At 70.4% G+C, this 23,279-nt stretch carries 21 protein-coding genes and 2 pseudogenes; 7 read left to right on the top strand and 16 right to left on the bottom strand.

Annotated features, from left to right (window positions below):
* Positions 1–163: 163 nt before the first annotated feature.
* Complete coding sequence (locus AOZ49_RS19340) at positions 164–1,549, top strand: aminotransferase-like domain-containing protein (RefSeq protein WP_054477176.1); 1,386 nt, start codon at positions 164–166, stop codon at positions 1,547–1,549.
* Between the two features lie 50 nt (positions 1,550–1,599).
* Positions 1,600–2,127: a DedA family protein gene (locus AOZ49_RS19335; protein ID WP_156333155.1), complete on the top strand. Its 528-nt coding sequence runs from the start codon at positions 1,600–1,602 to the stop codon at positions 2,125–2,127.
* Between the two features lie 3 nt (positions 2,128–2,130).
* On the opposite strand, the gene AOZ49_RS19330 is transcribed toward AOZ49_RS19335, so the two are convergent.
* The 8 genes and pseudogenes from AOZ49_RS19330 to AOZ49_RS19300 all read right to left on the bottom strand — a co-directional run bounded on the left by AOZ49_RS19330 (position 2,131) and on the right by AOZ49_RS19300 (position 10,640).
* Positions 2,131–3,147 (bottom strand): porin, encoded by a 1,017-nt coding sequence (locus AOZ49_RS19330; protein ID WP_054431609.1) that lies wholly within the window; start codon positions 3,145–3,147, stop codon positions 2,131–2,133.
* Positions 3,148–3,255: 108 nt separating this feature from the next.
* Positions 3,256–5,154 (bottom strand): CocE/NonD family hydrolase, encoded by a 1,899-nt coding sequence (locus AOZ49_RS19325; RefSeq protein ID WP_054477174.1) that lies wholly within the window; start codon positions 5,152–5,154, stop codon positions 3,256–3,258.
* Positions 5,151–6,443 carry an ABC transporter substrate-binding protein gene (locus tag AOZ49_RS19320; protein ID WP_255353699.1) on the bottom strand — a complete coding sequence of 431 codons (1,293 nt, stop codon included), beginning with the start codon at positions 6,441–6,443 and terminating at the stop codon, positions 5,151–5,153. Before AOZ49_RS19320 ends, AOZ49_RS19325 begins: the two co-directional genes overlap by 4 nt.
* 16 nt (positions 6,444–6,459) lie before the next feature.
* Positions 6,460–6,525: pseudogene (locus AOZ49_RS33845) on the bottom strand (hypothetical protein); the annotation flags it as partial.
* Between the two features lie 215 nt (positions 6,526–6,740).
* Positions 6,741–7,775, bottom strand: a complete 1,035-nt coding sequence (locus tag AOZ49_RS19315; protein WP_082380501.1) for an ABC transporter ATP-binding protein — start codon at positions 7,773–7,775, stop codon at positions 6,741–6,743.
* Entirely contained in the window at positions 7,772–8,755 is a 984-nt protein-coding gene (locus AOZ49_RS19310; RefSeq protein ID WP_054431606.1) for an ABC transporter ATP-binding protein, read from the bottom strand. Before AOZ49_RS19310 ends, AOZ49_RS19315 begins: the two co-directional genes overlap by 4 nt.
* Before the next feature lie 8 nt (positions 8,756–8,763).
* Positions 8,764–9,669, bottom strand: coding sequence for an ABC transporter permease (locus AOZ49_RS19305; protein ID WP_054431605.1), 906 nt, complete (start codon positions 9,667–9,669; stop codon positions 8,764–8,766).
* Complete coding sequence (locus AOZ49_RS19300) at positions 9,666–10,640, bottom strand: ABC transporter permease (RefSeq protein ID WP_054477258.1); 975 nt, start codon at positions 10,638–10,640, stop codon at positions 9,666–9,668. The genes AOZ49_RS19305 and AOZ49_RS19300 overlap by 4 nt, the downstream gene beginning before the upstream one ends.
* 269 nt (positions 10,641–10,909) lie before the next feature.
* Between AOZ49_RS19300 and AOZ49_RS19295 the strand changes: the two genes are divergently transcribed.
* Positions 10,910–11,863 carry a LysR family transcriptional regulator gene (locus tag AOZ49_RS19295; protein ID WP_054431604.1) on the top strand — a complete coding sequence of 318 codons (954 nt, stop codon included), beginning with the start codon at positions 10,910–10,912 and terminating at the stop codon, positions 11,861–11,863.
* Here the strand turns inward: AOZ49_RS19295 and AOZ49_RS19290 are convergent.
* Positions 11,847–12,542 carry an SDR family NAD(P)-dependent oxidoreductase gene (locus AOZ49_RS19290; protein WP_054431603.1) on the bottom strand — a complete coding sequence of 232 codons (696 nt, stop codon included), beginning with the start codon at positions 12,540–12,542 and terminating at the stop codon, positions 11,847–11,849. The two genes, AOZ49_RS19295 and AOZ49_RS19290, sit on opposite strands and share 17 nt — an antisense overlap.
* A gap of 135 nt (positions 12,543–12,677) precedes the next feature.
* Here AOZ49_RS19290 and AOZ49_RS19285 point away from each other — a divergent pair, with 135 nt between their 5' ends.
* Entirely contained in the window at positions 12,678–13,103 is a 426-nt protein-coding gene (locus AOZ49_RS19285) for an organic hydroperoxide resistance protein (protein ID WP_054477172.1), read from the top strand.
* A gap of 145 nt (positions 13,104–13,248) precedes the next feature.
* On the opposite strand, the gene AOZ49_RS19280 is transcribed toward AOZ49_RS19285, so the two are convergent.
* Genes AOZ49_RS19280 through AOZ49_RS32580 form a run of 3 tightly spaced genes read right to left on the bottom strand, consistent with a single transcriptional unit; the run spans position 13,249 to position 15,482 of the window.
* Positions 13,249–14,574: a sensor histidine kinase gene (locus tag AOZ49_RS19280; RefSeq protein WP_054477170.1), complete on the bottom strand. Its 1,326-nt coding sequence runs from the start codon at positions 14,572–14,574 to the stop codon at positions 13,249–13,251.
* Positions 14,575–15,312, bottom strand: a complete 738-nt coding sequence (locus tag AOZ49_RS19275) for a response regulator (protein ID WP_054431600.1) — start codon at positions 15,310–15,312, stop codon at positions 14,575–14,577.
* A gap of 8 nt (positions 15,313–15,320) precedes the next feature.
* Positions 15,321–15,482: a hypothetical protein gene (locus AOZ49_RS32580; RefSeq protein WP_156355684.1), complete on the bottom strand. Its 162-nt coding sequence runs from the start codon at positions 15,480–15,482 to the stop codon at positions 15,321–15,323.
* A gap of 182 nt (positions 15,483–15,664) precedes the next feature.
* Here AOZ49_RS32580 and AOZ49_RS19270 point away from each other — a divergent pair, with 182 nt between their 5' ends.
* Complete coding sequence (locus AOZ49_RS19270; protein WP_054477168.1) at positions 15,665–16,357, top strand: cytochrome c biogenesis CcdA family protein; 693 nt, start codon at positions 15,665–15,667, stop codon at positions 16,355–16,357.
* A gap of 31 nt (positions 16,358–16,388) precedes the next feature.
* A complete protein-coding gene (locus AOZ49_RS19265; RefSeq protein WP_156333158.1) occupies positions 16,389–16,934 on the top strand; it encodes a thioredoxin family protein in 546 nt (181 codons plus the stop codon).
* A 72-nt stretch (positions 16,935–17,006) separates the two neighbouring features.
* Here the strand turns inward: AOZ49_RS19265 and AOZ49_RS19260 are convergent.
* The 4 genes and pseudogenes from AOZ49_RS19260 to AOZ49_RS19245 all read right to left on the bottom strand — a co-directional run bounded on the left by AOZ49_RS19260 (position 17,007) and on the right by AOZ49_RS19245 (position 22,401).
* Positions 17,007–18,270, bottom strand: a pseudogene (locus AOZ49_RS19260) (arsenic transporter).
* Positions 18,271–18,374: 104 nt separating this feature from the next.
* Positions 18,375–19,475 (bottom strand): trypsin-like peptidase domain-containing protein, encoded by a 1,101-nt coding sequence (locus AOZ49_RS19255; protein ID WP_231690391.1) that lies wholly within the window; start codon positions 19,473–19,475, stop codon positions 18,375–18,377.
* Between the two features lie 329 nt (positions 19,476–19,804).
* Positions 19,805–21,400: a gamma-glutamyltransferase gene (ggt, locus tag AOZ49_RS19250; RefSeq protein ID WP_054477166.1), complete on the bottom strand. Its 1,596-nt coding sequence runs from the start codon at positions 21,398–21,400 to the stop codon at positions 19,805–19,807.
* Positions 21,401–21,426: 26 nt separating this feature from the next.
* Positions 21,427–22,401: a Bug family tripartite tricarboxylate transporter substrate binding protein gene (locus tag AOZ49_RS19245; protein WP_054431595.1), complete on the bottom strand. Its 975-nt coding sequence runs from the start codon at positions 22,399–22,401 to the stop codon at positions 21,427–21,429.
* 220 nt (positions 22,402–22,621) lie between these two features.
* Between AOZ49_RS19245 and AOZ49_RS19240 the strand changes: the two genes are divergently transcribed.
* Complete coding sequence (locus AOZ49_RS19240; protein WP_054431594.1) at positions 22,622–23,278, top strand: GntR family transcriptional regulator; 657 nt, start codon at positions 22,622–22,624, stop codon at positions 23,276–23,278.
* Position 23,279 lies beyond the last annotated feature (1 nt).

Genomic DNA, 23,279 nt, shown 5'->3' with positions numbered 1-23,279 from the left:
AGTCCCGCGCCACGTCGCAACCGGCGAGCCGTAACGGCACCGGCACGGCCTGGAAAAAAAAGACCGTACAAGATTCCTTATGTATGGACTTGAATTGCGTTTGTCGCCATACTGGTCAGTTGAGATCATCCATACATTGCGACTTATTGGCGCAGTTAATCCCATGCATGACGAAGAAATGTATGCATCCTGGCCGCTGAAATTCGTCCGCGGCGCCGGCCCCCGCTACCGCCAGATCGCCGATTTCATCGAGACCTCGGTGGCCGCCAACCGCATGCAGCCGGGCGATCGCCTGCCGCCGCAGCGGCGCCTGGCGCAGCACCTGGGGGTGGACCTGACGACCGTGACGCGCGCCTACGCCGAGGCCGGCCAGCGCGGGCTGCTCGAGGCGCGCGGACCGCTGGGCACCTTCATCGCGCGGCCGGCCGAACAACCGCTGCTGCAGATGCTGGACCTGGGCATGAACATGCCGCCGCTGCCGCTGGGCTGCGACCTGCAGGACCTGCTGCGGCGCGGCCTGGCCAAGGCCATGGAGCGCCACGATGTCGGGGTGATGATGACCTACCACCAGGCCGGCGGCGGCCCGGCCGAACGCGAGGCCGGCGCGCAGTGGCTGGCGCAGTCGGTCGAGCGGGTCGACCCGGACCGCGTGCTGGTGTGCCCCGGCGCGCAGGCCGCGCTGGCCGCGGTGATGCTGGCCTATAGCCGGCCGGGCGACGGCATCATCGCCGAGCCGCTGGTGTATCCCGGCCTGCTGACGGCGGCGCAGCAGCTGGGGCGCCGCGTGCTGGTGGCCGAGTCCGATGCCGACGGCATGACGCCCGCCGGTCTCGAACGCGCCTGCCGCGACGGCGGCCGGCTGGTCTACCTGAATCCCTCGCTGCAGAACCCCACCGCCCACACCATGAGCGCCGCGCGCCGCCGCGACCTGGTGCGCTCGGCCGTGGCCTGCGGCGTGCGCATCATCGAGGACGATCCCTATTCGCTGTTCCTGGACGGCGCGCCGCCGGCCCTGGCCAGCCTGGCGCCGGCCTCGGTGTTCTACATCGCCACGCTGGCCAAGACCCTGACGCCCGGCCTGCGCACCGCCTTCGTGCTGGGGCCCGACCGGGACAGCCGCCGCAACGTGCTGGCGGCGATGCGGTCTTTCGCGGTGATGGCCGCGCCGCTGATGGGGGTGCTGACCACGCAATGGATCACCAGCGGCGCCGCGCGGCAGATCCTGGATGGCGTGCGCGCCGAGGCTCAGGCGCGCCAGCAGCTGGCGCGGCAACTGTTGCCGGGGCCGTTCCCGGCCGCGGCCGCCGGCATCCACCTGTGGCAACCGCTGCCCGATGGCTGGACCGCCGCCGACCTGGAGCGGGTGGCGCGCGACGAAGGCTTGAGCGTCACGTCGTCGGAAGCCTTCCACCAAGGCCCCGGCGCGCCCAACGCCATCCGCATCTCGCTGGGCAGCATCCCCGAGCGCGAGGCGCTGGCGCAGGCGCTGGCGCGCCTGGCCGGGTTGGTGTCGCGGCAGCCGCGCGGCCTGCGCGACGTGATCGTCTGAGGCCCGGGCCGGGTACGATGGCCCTGATGCCTGCCTGATGCCGACGCCGCATGCTGTTCGAAACCTTCCATTCCCTGCAGGAGACCCTGGTCGACTTCGCCCGGACCCACGCCGACTGGCTGGCGCCGCTGGGGTTCGCGTTCGCCTTCCTGAAGTCGTTGCCGCTGGTGGCGTTGGTGATCCCCGGGACCGCGCTGCTGTTGTCGATCGGCGCCATCCTGGGGCTGGGCGATAGCGGCTTCGTGCCGGTATGGCTGGCGATCGCGGTGGGCGCGGCGCTGGGCGACTGGGTGCAGTACGCCTGCGGCGTGTGGTTCGGGCCCAGCCTGACGCAATCGAAGCCGCTGCGCAAACGTCCCGAACTCCTGCATCGCAGCACGCGGTTCATCCAGAAGTGGGGCGTGCTGAGCATCGTGCTTTGCCGCTTCTTCGGCCCCCTGCGCGCCACCGTGCCGATGATCGCCGGCATCTGCGGCATGCGCGCCGCCGCGTTCCAGGTCGCCAATTGGGCTTCGGCCTTCCTGTGGGCGGCGGCGCTGCTGCTGCCCGGCTGGTGGGGCACGCGCGCGTTTCTATAGCGGTCAGAACTGATGCCGGATGCCGACCGAGGTCTGCAGCGTGTGCGATTCGCGGATGTCCAGGCGGTTGACGTAGGCGTACAGGTTGGTGCGCTTGGACAGGTCGTGCTGGTACCCCAGGGCCCAGCCGGTGATGTCCGAGCCGGTGGCGCGCTGGTACGAGGCCATGACCGTGCCGGCCTTGCCCAGCGGCGCGCTGACGCCGGCGATGTACGAATTGACCCGGTCGTAGCCCGCCGATGGGCCGGTGTTGGCGTTGCGCAGGTTGCCGTAGGTGCCGTGCAGCGTGATCCACTCGAAGTCGTAGGAGCCCGCCACCTGCAGGTTGCCCGCGGTCTTCTTGTTCGGCAGCTGCGAATTCGGATTGAGCCGCTCGTAGGTCAGCGCCGCCGCCACCGGGCCGCCGTTGTAGCGCAGGCCGGTGGTCAGCACGCGGTCGTGGGCGTCGGTGGCGAAGGCCTCGCCGTCGTGGGCCTCGAAGCTGTAGCCCAGGCCCGCCTGCCAGCCACCCACGCGCGGCGTGGCGTAGAACACGGCGTTGTTGACGCGGCCGCCGGCGCCGAAGTCGCCGTCGTTGTAGCCCAGGCTGGCGTTGTTGGAGGACTGGCCCCAGCCGGTGCCGAACGGCGAGCCGACGCCGGCCCACTCGAAGCCGTAGACCCACTGGCGTCCCAGCCGCACTTCGCCGAAGCCGCCGGCCAGGCCGACGTAGGCCCAGCGGCCGAACATGCGGCCCTGCGCCTGCGTGCCGTTGTTGGCGTTGAAGCCGCTTTCCAGGCGGAACACGGCCTTGTAGCCGTTGCCCAGGTCCTCGGCGCCGCGCAGGCCCCAGCGCGAACCCGACTGGTTGCCGCTTTTCTGCCGCAGGCTGGAGGCGCCGTCCTTGCGTTCATAGGTGGTGCCCAGGTCGACCAGGCCATACAGCGTCACGCTGCTGGTCTCGGCGGCCTGCGCCGGGTTCAGGCAGCTCAGGGCCAGGGCGGCGCCCAGCGTGCTGCGATGGCGGATGATTCTTTTCATGGTGTGATCCCCTCGATTGGTATGGCGTTGGACAAAAGAAGCCCCTGCCGCCGGCGCGCCGGCGGCAAAGGGTGAAGCAAGCGGAGGTCTGGGGCGGGCGCTAGCGGGTCATGGCAGCGCACCGTGCGCGGGCAGTGGCGTCAGGTCGCTCGGCGTGGCCACGCACAGCGTGACGCTGGACGGGTGCGCGGCCGACAGGTGCAGCGTGTTCAGCGCGATGCGCTTCTCGCGTGCGTCGGCGGCGGTTTCGCCGCTGTTCGGGTTGACGTCGTACTTCGGGAAGTTGCTGCTGGAGATGTCCAGGCGGATGCGGTGGCCGCGCTGGAACAGGTTGCAGGTGGCGAACGGCTCGATGGTGATCTCGTAGACCTTGCCCGGCGCCAGCGGCCGCGCCTCGTCCCAGGTCTCGTGGAAGCGGCAGCGGAAGATGCCGTCGGTCAGGTTCAGCGCGTAGCCCTGCGGGTAGTCGGCGCTGGGCGGGTAGACGTCGATCAGCTTGGCGGTGAAGTCGGTGTCGGGGCAGTCGGACGAGATGTGCAGCCTGACGGTCACCGGCCCGGCCACCGCCAGGGCCTCTGGCAGCGGCTCGGTCTGGAACACCAGCACGTCGTCGCGCGCGGCCAGCGGCAGGCCGGGCTGGCGCACGCCGAAAAAGCGCGCATCCTCGCGCTGGTCGAAGCCGCCGCCCTCGAACACCGGCTGGCCCGAGGTCAGCGCGCCGCCGATCGTAGGCACCGGATTGCGCGGATCGTACTGGTAGCGCAGCTGGCCCGCATCGCCGGCCGGCGCCCGCTGATCCAGGCGGCCGTCGGCGTGCAGGTAGAAGGCGGTGGCGCGGGCCTGCGGCACCGGCCAGGCGTCCGCCTGGATCCAGGCGCCGCCGTGGTCGAAGCGGCCCTGCGCGTCGCGCGCGCCGCTGCCGCCGCCCATCAGGAACAGGCGCGCCGCCGGGTCCGGTGCGGCGCCGGCGGGGGCGTCCTGCAGCCAGCGCTGGAACCACGCCAGCCGGAAGCCCAGCCAGTGCTGCGCCAGGTTGCCGTCGAAGGCGGCGCGCGGGCCGAATTCGGCATCGCCGCTGTGGGTGGTGTTGCGGTCGCCATGCAGCCACGGCCCCATGATGAGCCGCACCGGCGACCGGCGGCCCTGCGTCAGGCCGGCGTAGTTCTCCATGGTGGTGCGCACGTAGGCGTCGTACCAGCTGGACATCAGCGCCACCGGGACGTCGGGAATCGCGTCGTAGTAGCCCTGGGCGTAGATGCCCAGCTGGCGCCAGGATTCGTCGAAGGCGTCGGCGCGCCATTGCTCGAACAGGTAGTCCTCGTACTCGGGCACGCTGGCCAGCGGCGAATGGCCGGGACGCCACGGCATGCGCGTGAACCACTGGCGGATGTCCTCGGCTTCGAGCGCGGCCAGCACCAGCGGGTCCTGCTGCGCGGCCGGGCTCAGCTTGGCCTGCTTGTAGGCCCAGGTGGCCTGCTTCAGCTCGAACGCGCCCGATTGGCGGATGCCGCACTGGTAGCCGTTGGAAAAGCCGCCCGAGTCCAGCACCATGCAGGCCAGGCCCGGCGGATTCAGGCAGGCCAGCGCCATCTGCGTGTGCGCGGCATACGACAGGCCCATGGTGCCGACGCGGCCGTTGCTCCACGGCTGTTGCAGGATCCAGGCGAGCGTGTCGAAGCCGTCCGGGCCTTCCGACAGGTACTTGGTGAAATGCCCTTCCGAGCCGTAGCGGCCGCGGCAGTCCTGGAACACCACCGCGAAGCCGCGCGCGGTGAAGTAGCGCGCCACGTCCGGGCGCGGCACGCCGAGGCGGCCGTCGATCTGTTCCGAGCGCGACACCTCGGCCTTGCCGTAGGGCGTGCGCTCCAGGATCACGGGCAGCGGGGCGTCGTGGCCGGGACGATAGCCGGGCGGCAGGTGCACGTCGGTGGCCAGGCGCACGCCGTCGCGCATGCGCACCATCTGGTCCGCCAGCAGAACGGCGGGAGAAACTTCGGGGGCGGTCATTTTGCTTCCTGTATGTACAGCATTGAGGTGCGTTCGAGCTTGTTGGCGCGCATGACGGTGCCGTCGCGCGCGGCCCAGAAGGCCACCGGGAAATACAGCGGCACGATGCCGACGTCGTTGAAGGCGGTCTCCGCCGCCTGGCGCAGCAGGGCGTCGCGCTGCGCTGGGTCGAACTCCACCGCGGCCCGCGCCAGCAGGCGGTCGACGGCCGGATTGGAATAGCGCGCGCGGTTGAAGGCGCCGGTGCCAGCGGCCTTGTCGTAGGTGGCCAGCACATTGGTCAGGCCATTGGACGAATCGCCGGTGCTGTTGCCGTACGAGAAGATGAAGGCGCTGTACTGCTGCTTGCCGCTGGCGCCGGCGTAGACGTTGTAGGGCTGGGTCACCACGCCGTTGATGCGCAGGCCGGCGCGCGCCATCATCTGCGCCAGCGCCTGGGCCAGGTCGCTGTCGCCGGCGAAGCGGTCGTTGGACGAATGCAGCGTCAGGCCGAAGCCGTGCGGATAGCCGGCCTCGGCCAGCAGGGCGCGCGCGCCCTCCAGGTCGTAGGCGGGCGCCGGCAGGTTGGGGCTGTAGCCGCCCAGGCCCTCGGGCACCATCTGGCCGGCCGGCACGCCGGCGCCGCTGAGCAGGCGCTCGGTGATGGGGCCGCGCATGAACATTTTCGAGATCGCCTGGCGCACCCGCACGTCCTTGAGCGGGTTCACCGTCATCGGCTTGCCCTGCGCGTCGGTGACGAACGGGCTGGCGTCGCGCGCCGAGTCCAGCGCCAGGTAGATCAGGCGCGCCGACGGCGAGCGATAGAGCGTATAGCCGGCCTTGCCCGTGAGCGCCTTGGCGTCGGTCGGCGGCACGCTGTCGATCAGGTCGACCGTGCCCGACAGCAGCGCCGAGATGTGCGCCGCGTCGTTGGCGATGTAGCGGATCACCACGCGGTCGAAGTCCGGCCGCGCGCCCCAGTAGGCGTCGTTGCGCGCCAGCTCCAGGCTGTCGCCCGGTTGCCAGCGCACGAACTTGTAGGGGCCGGTGCCGATGGTCGCTACGCCGCTGTTGAAGTCTTCCGAGCGCTTGTCCTGCGCCGCGTGGCGCGACAGGATGTAGACCAGCCCGATTTGCTCCATGAAGTCGGGCGTGGGTTCCTTGGTGCGGATGCGCAGCGTCAGCGGATCGACCACCTCGACCGCGGCGATCGAGCGCACCGCGCCGCTGAACGGCGCCGGGCTGTTCGGCACCTTGGGCGCGCGCCAGCGAAAAGACCACGTCGTCGGCGCTGAACGGCGTGCCGTCATGGAAGCGCACGCCGGGCCGCAATTTGATCTCCCAGGTATCGGGCGCCAGCGCCCGCCACGACAGGGCCAGGCCCGGCCGCATCTGCATGTTCTCGTCGGTCGACACCAGCCGCTCGAAGATGTTCTCGGCGGCGGCCTGGTTGTTGCCGGTGCGCGAGAACAGCGGGTCCATCGACGACGGTTCGCTGGAATGGCCGATGGTCAGCAGCGGCTGCGCCAGGGCGGGCGCGGCGCCGGCCAGCAGCGCCAGCAGGGCCAGCACGGCGACGCCGCGGCGGATCGGAGTGGAAAAGCGGTTCATGCGGCGGGAGTTCCTTGAAGGGGCGCGGCGCCGGCGCCGTCGAGCAGGTGACAGGCGGCCTGATGGCCGTCGGCCGTGACGCGCAGCAAGGGCTGTTCGGTCCTGCAGCGCGCCATGGCCTGCGGGCAGCGCGGATGGAAATGGCAGCCGGCCGGCGGATGCAGTGGCGACGGGATCTCGCCCTTGATGGCGTTGAAGCGCCGCTTGCGGTTCGACAGCCGCGGCACTTCCTGCAGCAGGGCCTGGGTGTAGGGATGGCGCGGCGCGGCGAACACCTCGGCGGTGGGGCCGGATTCGACCACCCGGCCCAGGTACATGATGACGGTGCGGTCGCTGATGCGCCGCACCACGCCCAGGTCGTGGCTGATGAAGAGATAGGTCAGGCCCAGGTCCTGCCGCAGGTCCATGAAGAGGTTCAGGATCTGCGCCTGGATCGACACGTCCAGCGCCGCGATCGACTCGTCGCAGATCAGGAAGCCAGGCTTGACCGCCAAGGCTCGGCCGATGCCCACGCGCTGGCGCTGGCCGCCCGAGAACTGGTGCGGAAAGCGGTTGCGGTAGTCCGGGTCCAGCCCCACGCGCCGCATCACCTGCACCACGTAGTCGTCGTAGTCGCGGCGCGCGATGATGCCGTTGGCCAGCGGCGCCTCACCGATGATGTCGCGCACCCGCTTGCGCGGATTGAGCGAGGACATCGGGTCCTGGAAGATCATCTGCGTGGCCATCCGCTGCGCGTGCGCGGCGCGGCCGCTCAGGGTGGACAGTTCGCCGGCGGGCGTCTGGATGCTGCCCGAGGTGGCCGGCAGGATGCCCGCCAGCACCCGGCCCAGCGTCGACTTGCCGCAGCCGGATTCGCCCACCAGGCCGACCACTTCGCCTTGGTGGATGGTCAGGTCGACGCGGTCGACCGCGTGCACGGTGTGCGAGGCCACCTTAGCGCCCAGCAGGCCGGCCAGGCGTTCGGCGTAGTCGGGCCGCTTCACGAACAGGCGCGACACCTGGTTGGCCTGCATCAGGATCGTCGGGCTCACGAAAGCACTCCAGTCTGGGGATGGAAGCAGCGCAGGCCGCGGCCGCCGGCGGCCTCCAGCGGCGGCTGTTCGGCGCGGCAGCGCTCGGTGGCGTGGCCGCAGCGCGGGTTGAAGGCGCAGCCGGCCGGCAGCGCCAGCGGCGACGGCGCCATGCCGGGGATCTGGTAGAGGCGGTCGCCGGTGTGTTCGTTGCTCGGCACCGAGCCGATCAGGCCGATGGTGTACGGGTGGCGCGGACGGTCGAGGATGTCGTCGGTGCTGCCGGACTCGACCACGCGGCCGGCGTACATCACGCAGACGCGGTCGGCCAGGCCCGCCACCACCGCCAGGTCGTGGCTGACCCACACCATGGCGGTGCCGGTCTCGGCGCACAGCTTCTGCATTTCGGCCAGTATCTGCGCCTGGATGGTGACATCCAGCGCCGTGGTCGGTTCGTCGGCGATGATCAGGTCGGGCTTGTGCAGCATGGCGATGGCGATCGCCACGCGCTGGCGCATGCCGCCCGACAGCTGGTGCGGATAAGCCTTCAAGCGCTCGGCCGGCGACGGGATGCCGACCGCGGCCAGCGTGTCGCGGGCCCGGTCCCAGGCCGCCTTGCGGCTGCAGCGCTCGTGGCTCAGCACCGTCTCGACCATCTGGGTCTCGATGCGGAACACCGGGTTCAGCGTCATCATCGGGTCCTGGAACACCATGGCGATGCGGTTGCCGCGCAGCTGGCGCAGTTCCTCGCGCGACAGCGTCGCCAGGTCGGTGCCCTTGAACAGGATCTGGCCGCCGTCGATGCGCCCGGGCGGATCGATCAGGCCCAGGATGGAAAAGCCGGTGATGGACTTGCCCGAGCCGGACTCGCCGACCAGGCCGAGGATCTCGCCGGGATGGACGTCGAAGCTGACGTCGTCCACCGCCCGCACCAGGCCGGCGCGGGTGTGGAACCAGGTGCGCAGGTTGCGCACGGAAAGGGTGGGGGATGCCGAATGCATGGCGCTTCCTATTTCTGCAGGCGCGGATTGAGCGCCTCGCGGACGCGGTCGCCCACGATGTTCATGGTGAAGACCACGGTCAGCAGCAGCACGCCGGGGAACACGCTGATCCAGTACAGGCCGGCCAGCATCTGCTGGTAGCCGTTGGCGATCAAGAGGCCCAGCGACGGCTCGGTGACCGGCAGGCCGATGCCCAGGAAGCTGAGCGTGGCTTCGGCGGCGATGGCGTTGGCGGTCTGGATCATGGCGATGACGATGACCGGCGGGATGCAGTTCGGCAGCAGCTGGCTGAACAGCGCGCGCCGGTGGCTCAGGCCCAGGCACAGCGCCGCCTCCATGTATTCCTTGCGGCGTTCGACCACCGCGGTGGCGCGCACCGCGCGGGCGAAATAGGCCCATTGCACCACCACCAGCGCCAGGATCACCTTGTCCACGCCCTGGCCCAGGATGGCCAGCATCATCAGCGCCACCAGGATGGTGGGAAAGCCCAGCATCAGGTCCACCAGGCGCATGATCAGCGCGTCGATGCGGCCGCCGAAGTACGCCGCCGTCAGGCCCAGCACCGTGCCCACGGCCATGGCGAACAGGCCGCTCAGCACGCCCACCGAGAGGCTGGTGCGCAGGCCATACATCATGGCCGACAGCATGTCGCGGCCCTGGGCGTCGGTGCCGGCCCAGTAGATGTCGCCATAGATGCCCTGGCTGCCCGGCGGCATGCGGCCGTCCAGGATGGTGATGGCGGCCAGGTCATACGGGTTCTGCGGCGCGATCCACGGCGCCAGCAGCGCGGCCAGCACCAGCAGCAGGAAGATGATCGCGGCGAGGGTCGCGGGGCGGCTGTCGAGCACGCCGTGCAGCGCCTGGCCCAGGGTGGTGTCGCGGCTGGGCAGCCATTTGTTGGGAAGCAATGTCATTCGGAGGCTCCCACGCGGACACGGGGATCCAGCACGGAATAGATAATGTCCACCAGCAGGTTGAGCACGATGAACATGGTGACCACGATCAGCAGGTAGGCGACCACCACCGGGCGGTCCAGCTTCATGATGCTGTCGATGATCAGCTTGCCCACGCCGGGCCACGCGAAGATGGTCTCGGTGACGGTGGCGAAGGCGATCAGCGAGCCGAACTCCATGCCGACCACGGTGACGATCGGGATCATGATGTTCTTGAGCACGTGCATATAGATCACGCGCGATTCGCGCAGGCCCTTGGCGCGGGCGAACTTCACGTAGTCCAGCGGCATCGTCTCGCGCACGCCGCTGCGGGTCAGGCGCACGATCAGCGCGATCTTGAACAGCGCCAGGTTCAGCGCCGGCAGGATCAGGTGGCGGATGCCGTCCCACGACGCCAGGCTGGTGGAGATGCCGAAGATCTCGCCGGTGGGGCCGCGGCCGGTGGACGGCAGCCAGCCCAGCGTCACCGAGAAGATCAGCACCAGCATGATGCCCTGCCAGAAGTTGGGCAGGCTGAATCCCAGGATCGAGCCGGTCATGATGCCGCGGTCCAGCGCCGAATCCGGCTTCAGGCCGGCCACCAGGCCCAGCGGCAGGCTGATGGCCAGCGCCAGCATCAGCGCCACGCAGGCCAGCTCCAGCGTGGCCGGCAGGCGTTGCAGGATCAGCTGGATGGCGGGCTGGTTGAAGACGAACGAGTTGCCCAGGTCGCCGTGCAGCGCGTTGCCGACGAACTTCAGGTATTGCTGGTACAGGGGCAGGTCCAGGCCCAGCGACTGCACCGCCTGCGCGATCTCGGCCTGGGTGGCGTCGGCCGGCACCAGGATCTCGATCGGGTCGCCGATGGCGTAGACGCCGGCGAACACGATCAGCGAGGTCAGCGCCAGGATCACCAGGCTCTGGCACAGCCGGCGGATAATGAACGCGGTCATGGCGCCTCGCGGCGACAGGAAGCGGGAAACGGAACGGCGCGCATCGGGGGGCTCCTTGCCGGACAATATCGGCGATATCGCGTATTGATTGCGGATTCATGAATGGCGAGAATCCGGATGGGCGGAATGTTCGATCCATCGCGCCCGGCTGGCAACCGTATGCGAAGGCGGCATATGGCTATGTGAATGACGAGAAATTTGGTGTTAACCCTAGGCCCCGCGCGTCGATTCGCCGCGCGGGGCCGGCATTGCGGACCTTGCGGGACAGGATGAACTTCAAGCAGCTAGAGGCGTTTCTCGCCTTCATGACCACCGGCTCGACCATCGAGGCCGCGCAGCGGCTGGGCTCGTCGCAGCCGGCCGTCAGCCGCCTCCTGAGCCAGTTCGAGGCCGACCTGGGCGTGCCGCTGTTCGTGCGCCGCAAGGGCCGCCTGCACCCCACGGCCGAGGCCGAATCGCTGCTGCCGGACGTGCAGAACATGATCTCGGATGCCGAGTCCCTGCATCGCCACGTCAACCAGCTGCGGCTGGGCGGGCAGCGGCGCACGCTGATCCGCGTGCAGCTGCCGAGCACGGTGGCGCAATCGGTCATGCCGGCGGTGGCCGAGGCCTTCCTGGCGGATCATCCCGACGTCGCGCTCGAAGTGCTGGTGGGCACCTACGAAGCCAGCGAGGTCGCGGTGCTGGGCCGCGAGGCCGACCTGGCGCTGGTGCGCTCGCCGCCGATGAATTCGGGCCTGTCGATGCTGCTGCGATTGGCCACCGAGGCGGTCTGCGTCATGCCGCCGGGGCATCCGCTGCAGGCGCTCGACGCGATCGGCCCGGCCGACCTCATCGGCGTCGACCTGGTGCTGCTGGGCCGGCAGCGCTCGCTGCGCCAGCAGATCGACCAGGCCTTCCGCCAGGGCCGCATGATGCCGCAGATCAAGGCCGAGGTGCACTCGGTGGAAATGGCCTGCCGGCTGGCGGCGCAAGGCATCGGCGTGTCGATCGTCAACGGCCTGTTCGCCGGCCTGTGCCAGGACATGGGCATCGTCCGGCGTCCGTTCCGGCCGGTCATCGACTACTGCGTGGGCATGGCCGCGCTGGCGGGCCAACCGCCGCATCCGCTGGTGCCCGAACTGATCCAGCGCATCCTCGACGCCATGACCGAGCGCGCCGGCCCCGGCGCGTTCACGCAGCTGGCGCCGGAGGCCGGCGCGGCGCCTACGGCATCAGCTTGAGCAGCGCGGCGATCAGCGCCCAGCGGCGCGTCACGTAGGCGCGCTTCTTGCGCAGGCGGATGGCGGCGGCGATCTGCCGCGCGGCCTTCTCCGGCGACGCCACCCAGAACAGGCCCTGGCCTTGCGCCATGGCGGTGGCGACGAAGCCCGGGCGCACGTCGGTGACCGCGATCGGCAGCTGCAGGCGCCGCACCTTCCGCCGCAGCCCGTCCAGGTAGTTCGACACGAACGCCTTGGAGGCGTTGTAGGCCGGCGCCGCGCCGCTGCCGCGCAGCGCCGCGACCGACGAGATGCCCACCAGGTGGCCCTTGCGGTGCAGGATGAAATGCCGCAGCGCGACGTTGGCCATGGCGGCGAAGCCCTGCACGTTGACGGCGATGGTGTCGGCCTCCTTGTCCCACTCCAGGTCGGTATTGAGGAAGCCGACGCCGGCGCTGATGACGAACAGGTCCAGGCCTTCCATTTGGGCGATCAGGTCGCGCACCGCCTGCGCCGCGCCGGGGTCGCGGGCGATGTCCAGCGCCAGCGTGTGGGCCGGGCGCGGCAATTCGGCCCGCAGGCTGTCGAGCAGTTCGGCGCGGCGCCCCACCAGGCCCAGCACGTAGCCCTCGGCCGAGAGCCGCTTGGCCAGTTCGCGGCCGATGCCGGAGGTGGCGCCGATGATGATCGCTCGTTTCATGCGGGGGAAGATTCCATGGGAAGGGGGGCGCGCCCGGATACAGTACGACGCAAAACCCGCGGATCGCGGACACAGGCAGGATACAGCGCCTTGGTGCAATCCAGGTTCTCCCTTTTTCCGACACCAGGAGCCATCATGTCCCATTCGCTGGAAACGGTGCTGTACACCGCCCACACCCACACCACCGGCGGCCGCGACGGCGCCGGCCGCACCGATGACGGCGCGCTGCTGCTGCCGCTCAGCCCGCCGGGGTCGAGCCGGCCCGGCACCAATCCCGAGCAGCTGTTCGGCATCGGTTACTCGGCCTGCTTCATCGGCGCGATGCAGCTGGCCGGCGCCAAGCTCGGCATCGCCGTGCCGCGCGACGTGGCGGTCGACGCCGAGGTGTCGCTGGGCAAGACCGACGGCGGCGCGCGCTACGCGCTGGCGGTCAAGCTGAACATCGCCTTGCCGGGCCTGGCGGCCGAACAGCAACGCCAGCTGGTCGACACCGCGCACCAGACCTGCCCGTACTCGGGCGCGATCCGCGGCAACATCGATGTGGAACTGGCGATTCTCTGACCTTGTTCGCATCAGAAAAAAAGCCCCGCGATGGCGACATCGCGGGGCTTTTTCCATGCCGGATAAACGCGTTTCATGGACAGACGCGTTTCATGGACAGACGCGCGTGCCGGACAACCGCGTCGCGCCGTGAGCCGGCGTCGGCTCAGGCGTTCGGCCGCAGCAGCACTTGTGCCTCCAGGCCGCCGCCCGCGCGGTTGCGCAGGCGCAGCTCGCCATCGATGACGTCGGCCAGCTGGCGCGCGATCGCCAGGCCCAGGCCGGTGCCGCCGCTGTCGCGGTTGCGCGAGCCTTCGAGCCGGTAGAACGGCTGCAGCACGGCCTGCAATTCGTGTTCGGGAATGCCGGGGCCGCGGTCCAGCACGCGAATCGACACGCCGCGGCCATCGTCGGCCGCGCCGACCTCGACCTCGGCCGCGCCGCCGAATTTCAGCGCGTTGTCGATCAGGTTGCCGAGGATCCGGCGCAGCGCGCGCGGGCGCGTCTGCCAGGGGCCGGGGCAGCGGCCCTGCAGCGTCACGGGTTTACCGATGTCGGCGTAGTCGCACACCAGGCTGTCCAGGAACGCGTCCAGGTCGATGCGCGCCGGCGGCTCGGTGGCCGCGCCGGCGCTGCGCGCATAGGCCAGGCCGTCGCGCACCAGCTGCTCCACTTCCTGCAGATCATGCGCCAGCTTGTCGCGGTCGGCGGATTCGTCCATGAATTCCGAGCGCAGCTTCATGCGCGTGATCGGCGTCTGCAGGTCGTGCGAAATCGCGCCCAGAATCTGCATGCGTTCGGCCAGGTGCGCGGCGATGCGGTCCTGCATGGCGTTGAAGGCGGCCGAGGCCTGCGCCACTTCGGCCGGCCCGTCCTCGGCCAGGCGCGGGCTGCGGCGGTCGGGGCTCATCGCGTCGGCGGCGCCGGCCAGCTGCGTCAGCGGCCGGATCGCCAGCCGCACCGCCAGCCACGCGCACAGGATCAGCAGCGCCAGTTGCGCCAGCAGCACCGCCGGCAGCCACATCGCCAGCGGCATCACGGCCATGTGGATGTCCAGCGTCACCGCCTGGCCGTCGGCCAGCGTGGCGCGCGCCTGGATGTGCTTGGGGTCGTCGCCGACGGCGCCGAAGGCCAGGGGATAGGCGTTGTTCAGGGCCGCCTGGATCGAGTCGCGCACCGCTTCGGCGGCGGGCGTCTGCAACGGCCGGTCGAAGTCGCCGGGGCCGAGCTGGTACTGGCGGTTGCTGGCGCTCAGCCGCGGCAGCCAGGCGGCGCGTTCGTCGGCGGGCAGGCGGTTCAGGACCGCCAGCGCCACCACCACGTCGCGCTCCAGGTTGTCGAGCATGACGCTCTTGGCGGACTGGTAGCGCTCGTAGAACTGCAGCCCGAACGACAGCCCGTGGGCCAGCACCAGGCCTACCAGGAAGATCAGGAACAGCCGGCTCGCCAGGGTGCGCGGCCAGCGGCGCAGCGCCGGGACCAGGGCGGGCATCTAGGGGGCCTCGGACACGTCGACCTGCGCGGCGAACACATAGCCTTCGCTGCGCACCGTCTTGATGTACATCGGCTCGCGCGCATCCTCGCGCAGCCGCTGGCGCAGGCGGCTGACCAGCAGGTCGATCGAGCGGCCGAAGAAATCGGCGTCGCGGCCCTGCGTCAGGTTCAGCAGCTGGTCGCGGTTCAGCACGCGCTGCGGGTGGTCCAGGAACACGCGCAGCAGCCGGTACTCGGCGCCGCTGAGCGACACGAGGGTGCCTTCGGCGTCGACCAGGTGGCGCGCGGTGGTGTCCAGCGTCCAGTCGCCGAAACGCACGGCGCGGCCCGGTTCGGTGACCTGGAAATTGGGCGGCAGCATGCGGGTGCGGCGCAGGATCGCCTTGATCCGCGCCAGCAGCTCGCGCGCCACGAACGGCTTGACCAGGTAGTCGTCGGCGCCCATCTCCAGCCCCAGCACGCGGTCCATGTCTTCGTCGCGCGCGGTCAGCAGCAGGATCGGGGTGCGCCGGTGCTTGCCCGCCCGCAGCTCGCGGCACAGCACCAGGCCGTCGTCGCCGGGCATCATGATGTCCAGCACGATCAGGTCGACGGTCAGCGTTTCGAGCAGCGTGCGCATCTGCCGGCCGTCGGCGGCCAGGGTGACGTTCAGGCCGTTCTTCTTGAGGAAGTTGCCGGCCAGTTCGCGGATCTCTCGGTCGTCATCGACGATCAGGATGTGGTCTGGATTGTCCATGGCGCATTCTACTCAGCGGGATGCGCGCGGCGGCGCGCCTGGCTGTTGACGATCAGCTGGCAGGGGCCGGGCTGGACGGCCTCGGCGCCCAGGCCGCCGGCCAGCAGCGCCAGCACGGCCAGCAGGCGCCGCCAGGAAAGGCGGGGGCGGGGAAGGGGAACGGTGTTCATGCGCGGGCTCCGGCAACGGGTGTCCGGCAGGTTATAGCGCCGCTCGCGCCGCCAAGTGTGTCGTAGTGTATGCGGGGCCGGACACGATACAAAAGCCGGGCAAAAACCCGCTTTCCGGGCACAGGACGGATACGCGGCGCGCGTCCAATGCGGTCATCGAGACACAAACGGACCGCCGCGCCATGACCACCCTGATCGACACCCCCCTCGCCCTGGCCGCCGGCATGCTGACGGTGGCCTCGCCCTGCGTGCTGCCGCTGCTGCCGATCCTGCTGGGCAGCGCGGTCGAGCGCGGCGGCCGCCTGCGGCCGCTGTGCATCGTGCTCGGCTTCGTCGCGGCCTTTTCCGGGCTGGGCATCGCGCTCAGCCTGTTGTCGGGCGCGGTCGAATCGGCCCACGAGACGGTGCGCGCGGTGTCGGTGGCGGCGCTGGCGCTGTTCGGCCTGGCGCGCATCTGGCCGCAACCCTACGACTGGCTGGCGGCGCGCCTGAGCGGTCCGCTGCAAGGCGTGATCGGCCTGGGCGCCAGGGGCGGTTCGGGCAATGCCGGCGGCTTCCTGCTGGGCATGTCGCTGGGCGCCGTCTGGACCCCGTGCGCCGGCCCGGTGCTGGCGTCGATCCTGATCCTGGCCGCGCGCGCCGACAACCTGACGCATTCCAGCCTGCTGCTGCTGGTCTACGGGCTGGGCGCGGGCATCCCGATGCTGGCCATCGCCTACGGCGGCGGCTTGGCCGCGCGCCGGGTCGGCGCCATCGCCCGCCACGCCGTGCGCCTGCAACGCGCCTTCGGGGTGCTGCTGGTGGCCTCGGCCGTCGCCATCCATTTCCAATACGACGTGCTGGCCTATGCCTGGATCAGCCGCCTGTTTTCCTGACCCGTTTATCCGCAACCTGAAGGAGCGCACCATGCTGTCCATCCGCCTGCCGGCCCGCCGGGCCCTCGTTTCCGCCAAACTGGCCCTGGCCGGCCTGCTGCTCGGCGCCGCCGCGCACGCCGCCGCGCCCGCGCCGACCCCCGCGCCGGAGTTCACCGGCATCCAGACCTGGCTCAACAGTGAGCCGCTGACCCTGGCCGGCCTGCGCGGCAAGGTGGTGCTGGTCGATTTCTGGACCTACACCTGCATCAATTGCATCAACACCCTGCCGTACGTGAAACAGTGGAACCAGAAGTACAAGGACCAGGGCTTGGTCGTGGTCGGCGTGCACACGCCGGAATTCCCGTTCGAGCGCACCACCAGGAACGTGGCCGACGCCATCAAGCGTTTCGGCATCGAATATCCGGTGGCGCAGGACAACCAGTACAAGACCTGGGACGCCTACCGCAACCAGTATTGGCCCGCGTTCTACCTGATCGACAAGGGCGGCAACATCGTCTATCGCCATTTCGGCGAGGGGCGCTATGCCGAGACCGAGGCCGAGATCCAGCGCCTGCTGGCCCAGCCCCAGTCTTGAGCCTTTCGCGCGGGGCCGCCGGGACGGCGTGCGAGGGCGCGCGGGAGCGGCGTGTGACGCCGCCGCGGGGATTCAGCCGCCGGCCAGCGCCAGCATCAGCAACGCGCCCAGCAGCGCCGGCGGCATCACCCACGCGCCCAGCTTGAGAAAGCGCAGCGCGCCGACGTGCTGGCCCTCGCGCCGCACGGCGATCAGCCATAGCAGCGTCGCCAGCGAGCCGGTGATCGACAGGTTGGGCCCCAGGTCCACGCCGATCAGCAGCGCGCCGGCGGTCTGCGCCGGCAGGTCGGCGATCTGGCCGACCGAGCCGGCGATCAGGCCGGCTGGCAGGTTGTTGATGACATTGCTGGCCAGCGCCGCCACGATGCCCGCGCCCCACAGCGCGCCGCCGGCCGAGTCGCCTGCCAGCCGCAGCAGCGCCCGCGCCAGCGCGTCGATCGCGCCGCTGAGCGCCAGGCCTTCCACCAGCACGAACAGGCCGGCCACCATCGGCAGCACGCCCCAGGCCACGTGCCGCAGCACCGGCAGGGGGCTGAGCCGCTGCTTCAGGTGGATGACGCCGGCGGTGGCCAGGCCGGCGATGAAGGTCGGAAGGCCCAGGTCGGCGTGCAGCGCCGACGCCAGCATCAGCACGGCCGCCGTCAGCAGGATGCCGATGCCGGTCAGGCGCGCGCCCGCGGCCAGCGGCTGCGGCACGATGTCGGCCCGCAGCGGCTGGCGCAGCGCCTCGCGCTGGCTGAAGCGCAGGGCCAGGTAGGTCAGGCCGATGGCCGCCAGCGACGGCAGCGTGAAGCGCTGCAGCCAGTCCAGCAGCGGCGGCATCTGGCTGCCGTAGACCACCAGGTTGGCGGGGTTGGAGATCGGCAGCACGAAGCTGGCGGCGTTGGCGATGAAGGCGCAGATGAACAGATACGGCAGCGGCCGCGCCCCGGCGGCCTTGGCCGCCGCGTACACCGCCGGCGTCAGCACCACGGCGGTGGCGTCGTTCGACAGGAACACGGTCACCAGGATGCCCACCAGGAACACCAGGTCGAACAGCCGCCGCGCCGAGCCGCGCGCGTGGCGCGCCGCCACCATCGCCAGCCAGTCGAACAGGCCCTGCTGGCGCGCCAGTTCGGCCAGCACCATCATGCCGATCAGGAACAGGTACACGTCCAGCCCCTTGCCGACCGCGCCCAGCGCCGCCTGCCACGGGATCAGCCCGGTCGCCGTCAGCAATAGCGCGGCGCCGCCGGCCCAGACGTATTCGGGCAGCTTCCAGGGGGCGCAGCAGGATGCCGAGGATGGCCAGGGCGGAAATGCCCCAGAGGGCGAGGGAAGCGGCAGGAAAGGGCATGGGCAGCGATGACGGGAATCCGGTGCGGGAAGCATTATCGCCGGTTCGGCGTCCCGTCGGCCCGTCAGGGCGGGCCGACGCTTCCGGGTTCCCGTCGGCGGCGCCTACTGGATCTGCAAGGTGTACATGGCCTGGCCGCGCACCAGCGTCAGCAGCAGCGGCTGCCCGGGCGTCGCGCCGCCCAGCAGGCCGCGCAGGTCGGCCAGCCGGCTGACCGGGCGCTGGTTGACGCCGATGATGATGTCGCCGCGCTGCATCCGCGCGGCCACCGCGCCGCGCTCGGGATAGGTGGCGCTGACCGCCACGCCGTCGTTGCCCTTCAGGCGTTGCTCGCGGCCGATCTCGGTGAACTCCACGCCGTTCAGGCGCGCGTCCAGCGAGCCGCCGTGCAGCCGCTCGTTCTTCTCGGGCTCGATCCGCAGCGTCGCCTCCGAGCGCTGGCCGCCGCGCGACAGCGTCAGCCGCACCTGCTTGCCCACCGGCAGCAGGCCCTCGGCGTTGCGCAGCTGGGCGCTGGTGCCGATCGGCTTGCCGTCCAGCGCCAGGATCAGGTCGCGCGCCTGCACCCCGGCCTGCTGTGCCGGCGAGCCGTCCGCCACGCGCGCCACCACCACGCCGCTGGCGTTCGGCGCCATGCCCAGCTGGCGCGCGTTGCGCGGCGTGACGTCGATGGTGTCCAGCCCCAGCCCGCCGCGCTGCACCTGGCCGTGCTGCAGCAGCTGGCGCATGACCTCGCCCGCCAGGTTCGACGGAATCGCGAAACCGATGCCGACGTTGCCGCCCGACGGCGTGTAGATCATGGTGTTGATGCCGACCAGCTCGCCGTTCAGGTTGACCAGCGCGCCGCCCGAGTTGCCGGGGTTGATGGAGGCGTCGGTCTGGATGAAGTTCTGGTAGCCGGCCGCGCGCAGGCTGGAACGCTCCAGCGCCGACACGATGCCGGACGAGGCCGACTGGCCCAGGCCGTAGGGATCGCCGATGGCGACCACGAAATCGCCCACCCGCAGATCGCTGGAATCGGACAGGGTCAGGGCCTGCAGCTTGTCGGGCGGAATGCGCAGCACCGCCAGGTCGGTGTCCGGATCGCTGCCGACCACGGTGGCGGTGAAGCTGCGGCCGTCCTGCAGCGACACGCGGATCGAGGCCGCGCCGCGCACTACGTGATGGTTGGTCAGGATGTTGCCCTGGGCCGCGTCGACGATCACGCCCGAGCCGATGCTCTGGCGCCCGGGGGGGGGCGCGGGCCTGGCCGCCTTCGCCCTGCGCGGAGATGTTGACCACCGCCGGCGTGACGCGCTCCAGCATGGGCGCCAGCGAGGGCAGGGGCTGGCCGTCCACGGCCATGGGCAGGGCCGCCAGGGCGCTGGCGGGTAGGGCGAGCGCGGCGGCGAGCGCCACGGCGGACAGGATGCGGTTCATAAGGGCCTTGGGGGGTCTGCGCGGCAGTATCGCCGCGCCAGGCGTCGCCCATATGACCGATCAAGCGCCTTTCCGGCGGCGTGTTCCGCCGCCGTGGCCGTCGCGCCTGGAATGCCTAGAAGCCGACCGCCTGGCCGTCGCGGCGCGAATCGGACGCGGCGAAGTAGCCGCCCTGCGGCAGGCGGCAAATCAGCTGCGCCGAGCCGAATTCCAGGCTGTCGGCCGGCGCCACCGCCACGTTGTGGCCGCGCTGGCGCAGCGCATCCACCACGTCGGCGGGCAGGTGCGCCTCGACGTTGACCACCGGCCCCTTTTCCACGCGAAAGCGCGGCGCGTCGCTCATGGCCTGCGGATTCTGGCCGAAGGCCGCCAGCCGCGTGACCATCTGCAGGTGGCCCTGCGCCTGCATCGAGCCGCCCATCACGCCGAACGACATCAGCGGTTCGCCGCCCCGGGTGATGAAGGCCGGGATGATGGTGTGCATCGGCTTCTTGCGCGGACCGACCTGGTTGGCGTGGCCGGGCGTCAGCACGAAGTTCAGGCCGCGGTTGTGCAGGCTGATGCCGGTGCCCGGCACCACCACGCCGGAACCGAAGCCGTGGTAGTTGGACTGGATGAACGACACCATGGTGCCGGCCGCGTCGGCCGCGGTCAGGTAGACCGTGCCGCCGGTGGCGGGCGTGCCGGCCACCGGCACGGCGGCGCGGTCCATCGAGATCAGCCGCGCGCGCTCGGCCAGGTAGGCCGGGTCGAGCAGGGCGCGGGCGTCGGTGCGCATGTGGCGCGGGTCGGCCACGTGCTGATGCAGGTCGGCGAAGGCCAGCTTCATGGCCTCGATGCTGACGTGGTAGTAATCGGCGCTGTCGCGGCCCATCGACTCCAGGTCGAATTGCTCCAGCATGCCCAGCGCCATCAGCGCCGAGATGCCCTGGCCGCTGGGCGGGATTTCATGCAGCTGGTAGCCGCGGAACGACTGCGAGATCGGCTCGACCCACTCGGGACGGTGCTGGTCCAGGTCGTCCGCGGTCAGCGCGCCGCCGGTGCGGGCGGCGAAGTCGGCGATCTTGTTGGCCAGCGCGCCGCGGTAGAAGCTGTCGCCGCCGCTCTCGGCGATGTCGCGCAGGGTGCGCGCCTGGTCCGGAAAGCGCCACCATTCCCCCGCCTGCGGCGCCCGGCCCTGCGGCAGGAAGGCGTCGGCGAAGCCCGGCTCCCGCGCCAGCTTGGGCATCTGCGCGGCCCATTGGCGCGCGATGGTGGGGCTGACCGCGAAGCCGTGCTCGGCGTAGGCGATGGCGGGCTCGAACAACTGCGCGAACGGCAGCTTGCCGAAGCGGTCGGACAGCGCCTTCCAGCCCGCCACCTGGCCGGGCACGGTGACCGTGCCCCAGCCGGTGCCCGGCATCGCCTCGCGGCCGGCGAAGTACTCCGGCGTCCACGCCGCTGGCGAGCAGCCGCTGGAGTTCAGGCCATGCAACTTTCCTTCGTGCCAGACCAGCGCGAACATGTCGCCGCCGATCCCGTTCATCACGGGCTCGACCACGGTCAGCGCGATGGCGGTGGCGATGGCGCTGTCCACGGCATTGCCGCCGGCCAGCAGCATGCGCAGCCCGGCCTGCGCCGCCAGCGGCTGGCTGGTGGCGACCGCGTTGGCGGCCAGCACCGGCATTTTTCGGGAAGCGTACGGGAAAGACCAATCGAAGGAAGTGGACATGGTGGCGAGAAAGGTTGCGAGGGAGATTACTGCGGGGTGATGCCGGCCTGGTCGATCAGCTGCTTGGTGCGCGGGATCTCGGCCTTGATGAAGGCGGCGAATTCCTCGCGGCTGCCGCCGCGCGGCTCGGCGCCCGCTTCGGCCAGCTTACCGCGCAATGCGGGATCCGCCAGCACCTTGTTGACGGCGCGGTTGAGCTTGTCGAGGATCGGCGCGGGCGTGCCTTCCGGCGCCACCAGCCCGTACCACGGGGCGATGTCGTAGCCGGCATAGCCCTGCTCGGCGATGGTGGGAATGTCCGGCGCCAGCGCCGAGCGCTGCGAATTGGACATGCCCAGCGCCAGCAGCGCGCCGCTCTTGACCTGCGGCAGGCCGGTCATGATGGTGTCGAAGTACATCGACACCTGGCCGCTCAGCAGCGCCGGAATGGCTTCGCCGGCGCCCTTGTAGGGCACGTGCAGGATGTCGATGCCGGCCACCGACTTGAGCATTTCGCCCGCCATGTGCGAGGTGGTGCCGGTGCCGAACGAGGCGTAGGTCAGCTTGCCCGGGTTGGCGCGGGCGTACGCGATCATCTCGGGCAGGGTCTTGAACGGCTGCTGCGGATTGGCCAGCAGGATGTTGGGCGTGTACGCCACCATCGACACCAGCGCGAACGCGTCCGGGTCATAGGCCAGGCGCTTCTGCAGGAAGCGGTTGGTGACGATGGCGGCCGGACCGCCCATCAGCAGCGTGTAGCCGTCGGGCGCCGAGCGCGCCACCGAGGCGCTGCCGATCGCAGCGGCGGCGCCGGGGCGGGCTTCCACCACGAACGGCTGGCCCAGTTCGGTCGACAAGGCCGCGCCCAGCTGGCGCGAGATCAGGTCGGTGGCCGAGCCGGCCTGGAACGGCACCACGATGCGCACCGGATGCTGCGGCCAGTCGGTGGCCTGGGCGCCGGCTTGCGCGGCGAAGGCCACGGCGGCGGCGCCGGCCAGGGCGCGGATGAGACGGAAAGTCATGGATTCCCCTTGAATGCGTTATGTCGGTCGAGCGATGGCGCCAGGCGGGTCTGCTGCCCCTTGCAATGCCGGCGGACGCGTCCGGCCGACGCGCCAGGACGGATTTGACGCGAGCGCCGCCGGTCCGGCCATTGGTATTTGCATCCATGGATCACTGGATCCAATTTGTGTTATTTTTGCGTTTATCTATCATGGCGGCTTTGAAAACCCGGGGACGAGAATGCTGCAGTTTCAGAAGACAGCCGTCAGCGCCGAAGAAGAGGCCTACCAGCACCTGCAGCGCGAGATCCGGCTGGGCAACTATCCGCCCGGCCACCGCCTGGTGCCCGAGGTCATCGCCAGCGAGATCGGCACCAGCCGCATGCCGGTGCGCGGCGCGCTGCGCCGGCTCGCCTCCGAGGGCCTGGTCGAGATCCGCGCCAACCGCGGCGCGGTGGTGCGCGGCCTGAACCAGCAGGAAATGCGCGAAGTCTTCGAAATGCGCTCGGTGCTCGAAGGGCTGGCCATGCGCAACGCCGTGCGCCACATGAGCCCCGAGCACATCCGCCGCCTGGCCCGCATGCTGGACCAGCTCGAGCAGGGCTCGGGCGACGACCTGGACTGGACCAGCGCCCACCGCGACTTCCACGAATACCTGTGCAGCTTCTGCCAGCAGCCGCGCCTGTTGCGGCAGATCTCCGAATTGCACTCGGTGGTCGAGCCCTACATGCGCCTGTGGGCGGCCCAGCCGGGGCGCGTGCTGCGGGTGCGCGAATCGCACCAGGAACTGATCGACGCGCTGCTTACCGGCGACCCTGATCGCTGCGAGGCGGCGATGCGCCAGCACGTGCTGAACACGGTGCCGGCGCTCCAGGCGTTCCTCGAACGGGCGGGCTGAG

Origin of the sequence: Achromobacter sp. 2789STDY5608615 (genome assembly GCF_001298995.1) — a bacterium.
Classification (GTDB): Bacteria; Pseudomonadota; Gammaproteobacteria; order Burkholderiales; family Burkholderiaceae_B; genus Achromobacter; species Achromobacter insuavis.
The sequence above is the reverse complement of the archived record's forward strand: the minus strand, read 5'-3'. Positions and strand labels throughout refer to the sequence as shown.

Bases quoted from the DNA above. Each gene is read 5' to 3' on its own strand.
- AOZ49_RS19340 (WP_054477176.1), top strand. From the start codon at position 164: ATGCATGACGAAGAAATGTATGCATCCTGGCCGCTGAAATTCGTCCGC.
- AOZ49_RS19335 (WP_156333155.1), top strand. From the start codon at position 1,600: ATGCTGTTCGAAACCTTCCATTCCCTGCAGGAGACCCTGGTCGACTTC.
- AOZ49_RS19330 (WP_054431609.1), bottom strand. From the start codon at position 3,147: ATGAAAAGAATCATCCGCCATCGCAGCACGCTGGGCGCCGCCCTGGCC.
- AOZ49_RS19325 (WP_054477174.1), bottom strand. From the start codon at position 5,154: ATGACCGCCCCCGAAGTTTCTCCCGCCGTTCTGCTGGCGGACCAGATG.
- AOZ49_RS19320 (WP_255353699.1), bottom strand. From the start codon at position 6,443: ATGACGGCACGCCGTTCAGCGCCGACGACGTGGTCTTTTCGCTGGCGC.
- AOZ49_RS19310 (WP_054431606.1), bottom strand. From the start codon at position 8,755: ATGCATTCGGCATCCCCCACCCTTTCCGTGCGCAACCTGCGCACCTGG.
- AOZ49_RS19305 (WP_054431605.1), bottom strand. From the start codon at position 9,669: ATGACATTGCTTCCCAACAAATGGCTGCCCAGCCGCGACACCACCCTG.
- AOZ49_RS19300 (WP_054477258.1), bottom strand. From the start codon at position 10,640: ATGACCGCGTTCATTATCCGCCGGCTGTGCCAGAGCCTGGTGATCCTG.
- AOZ49_RS19295 (WP_054431604.1), top strand. From the start codon at position 10,910: ATGAACTTCAAGCAGCTAGAGGCGTTTCTCGCCTTCATGACCACCGGC.
- AOZ49_RS19290 (WP_054431603.1), bottom strand. From the start codon at position 12,542: ATGAAACGAGCGATCATCATCGGCGCCACCTCCGGCATCGGCCGCGAA.
- AOZ49_RS19285 (WP_054477172.1), top strand. From the start codon at position 12,678: ATGTCCCATTCGCTGGAAACGGTGCTGTACACCGCCCACACCCACACC.
- AOZ49_RS19280 (WP_054477170.1), bottom strand. From the start codon at position 14,574: ATGCCCGCCCTGGTCCCGGCGCTGCGCCGCTGGCCGCGCACCCTGGCG.
- AOZ49_RS19275 (WP_054431600.1), bottom strand. From the start codon at position 15,312: ATGGACAATCCAGACCACATCCTGATCGTCGATGACGACCGAGAGATC.
- AOZ49_RS32580 (WP_156355684.1), bottom strand. From the start codon at position 15,482: ATGAACACCGTTCCCCTTCCCCGCCCCCGCCTTTCCTGGCGGCGCCTG.
- AOZ49_RS19270 (WP_054477168.1), top strand. From the start codon at position 15,665: ATGACCACCCTGATCGACACCCCCCTCGCCCTGGCCGCCGGCATGCTG.
- AOZ49_RS19265 (WP_156333158.1), top strand. From the start codon at position 16,389: ATGCTGTCCATCCGCCTGCCGGCCCGCCGGGCCCTCGTTTCCGCCAAA.
- ggt (WP_054477166.1), bottom strand. From the start codon at position 21,400: ATGTCCACTTCCTTCGATTGGTCTTTCCCGTACGCTTCCCGAAAAATG.
- AOZ49_RS19245 (WP_054431595.1), bottom strand. From the start codon at position 22,401: ATGACTTTCCGTCTCATCCGCGCCCTGGCCGGCGCCGCCGCCGTGGCC.
- AOZ49_RS19240 (WP_054431594.1), top strand. From the start codon at position 22,622: ATGCTGCAGTTTCAGAAGACAGCCGTCAGCGCCGAAGAAGAGGCCTAC.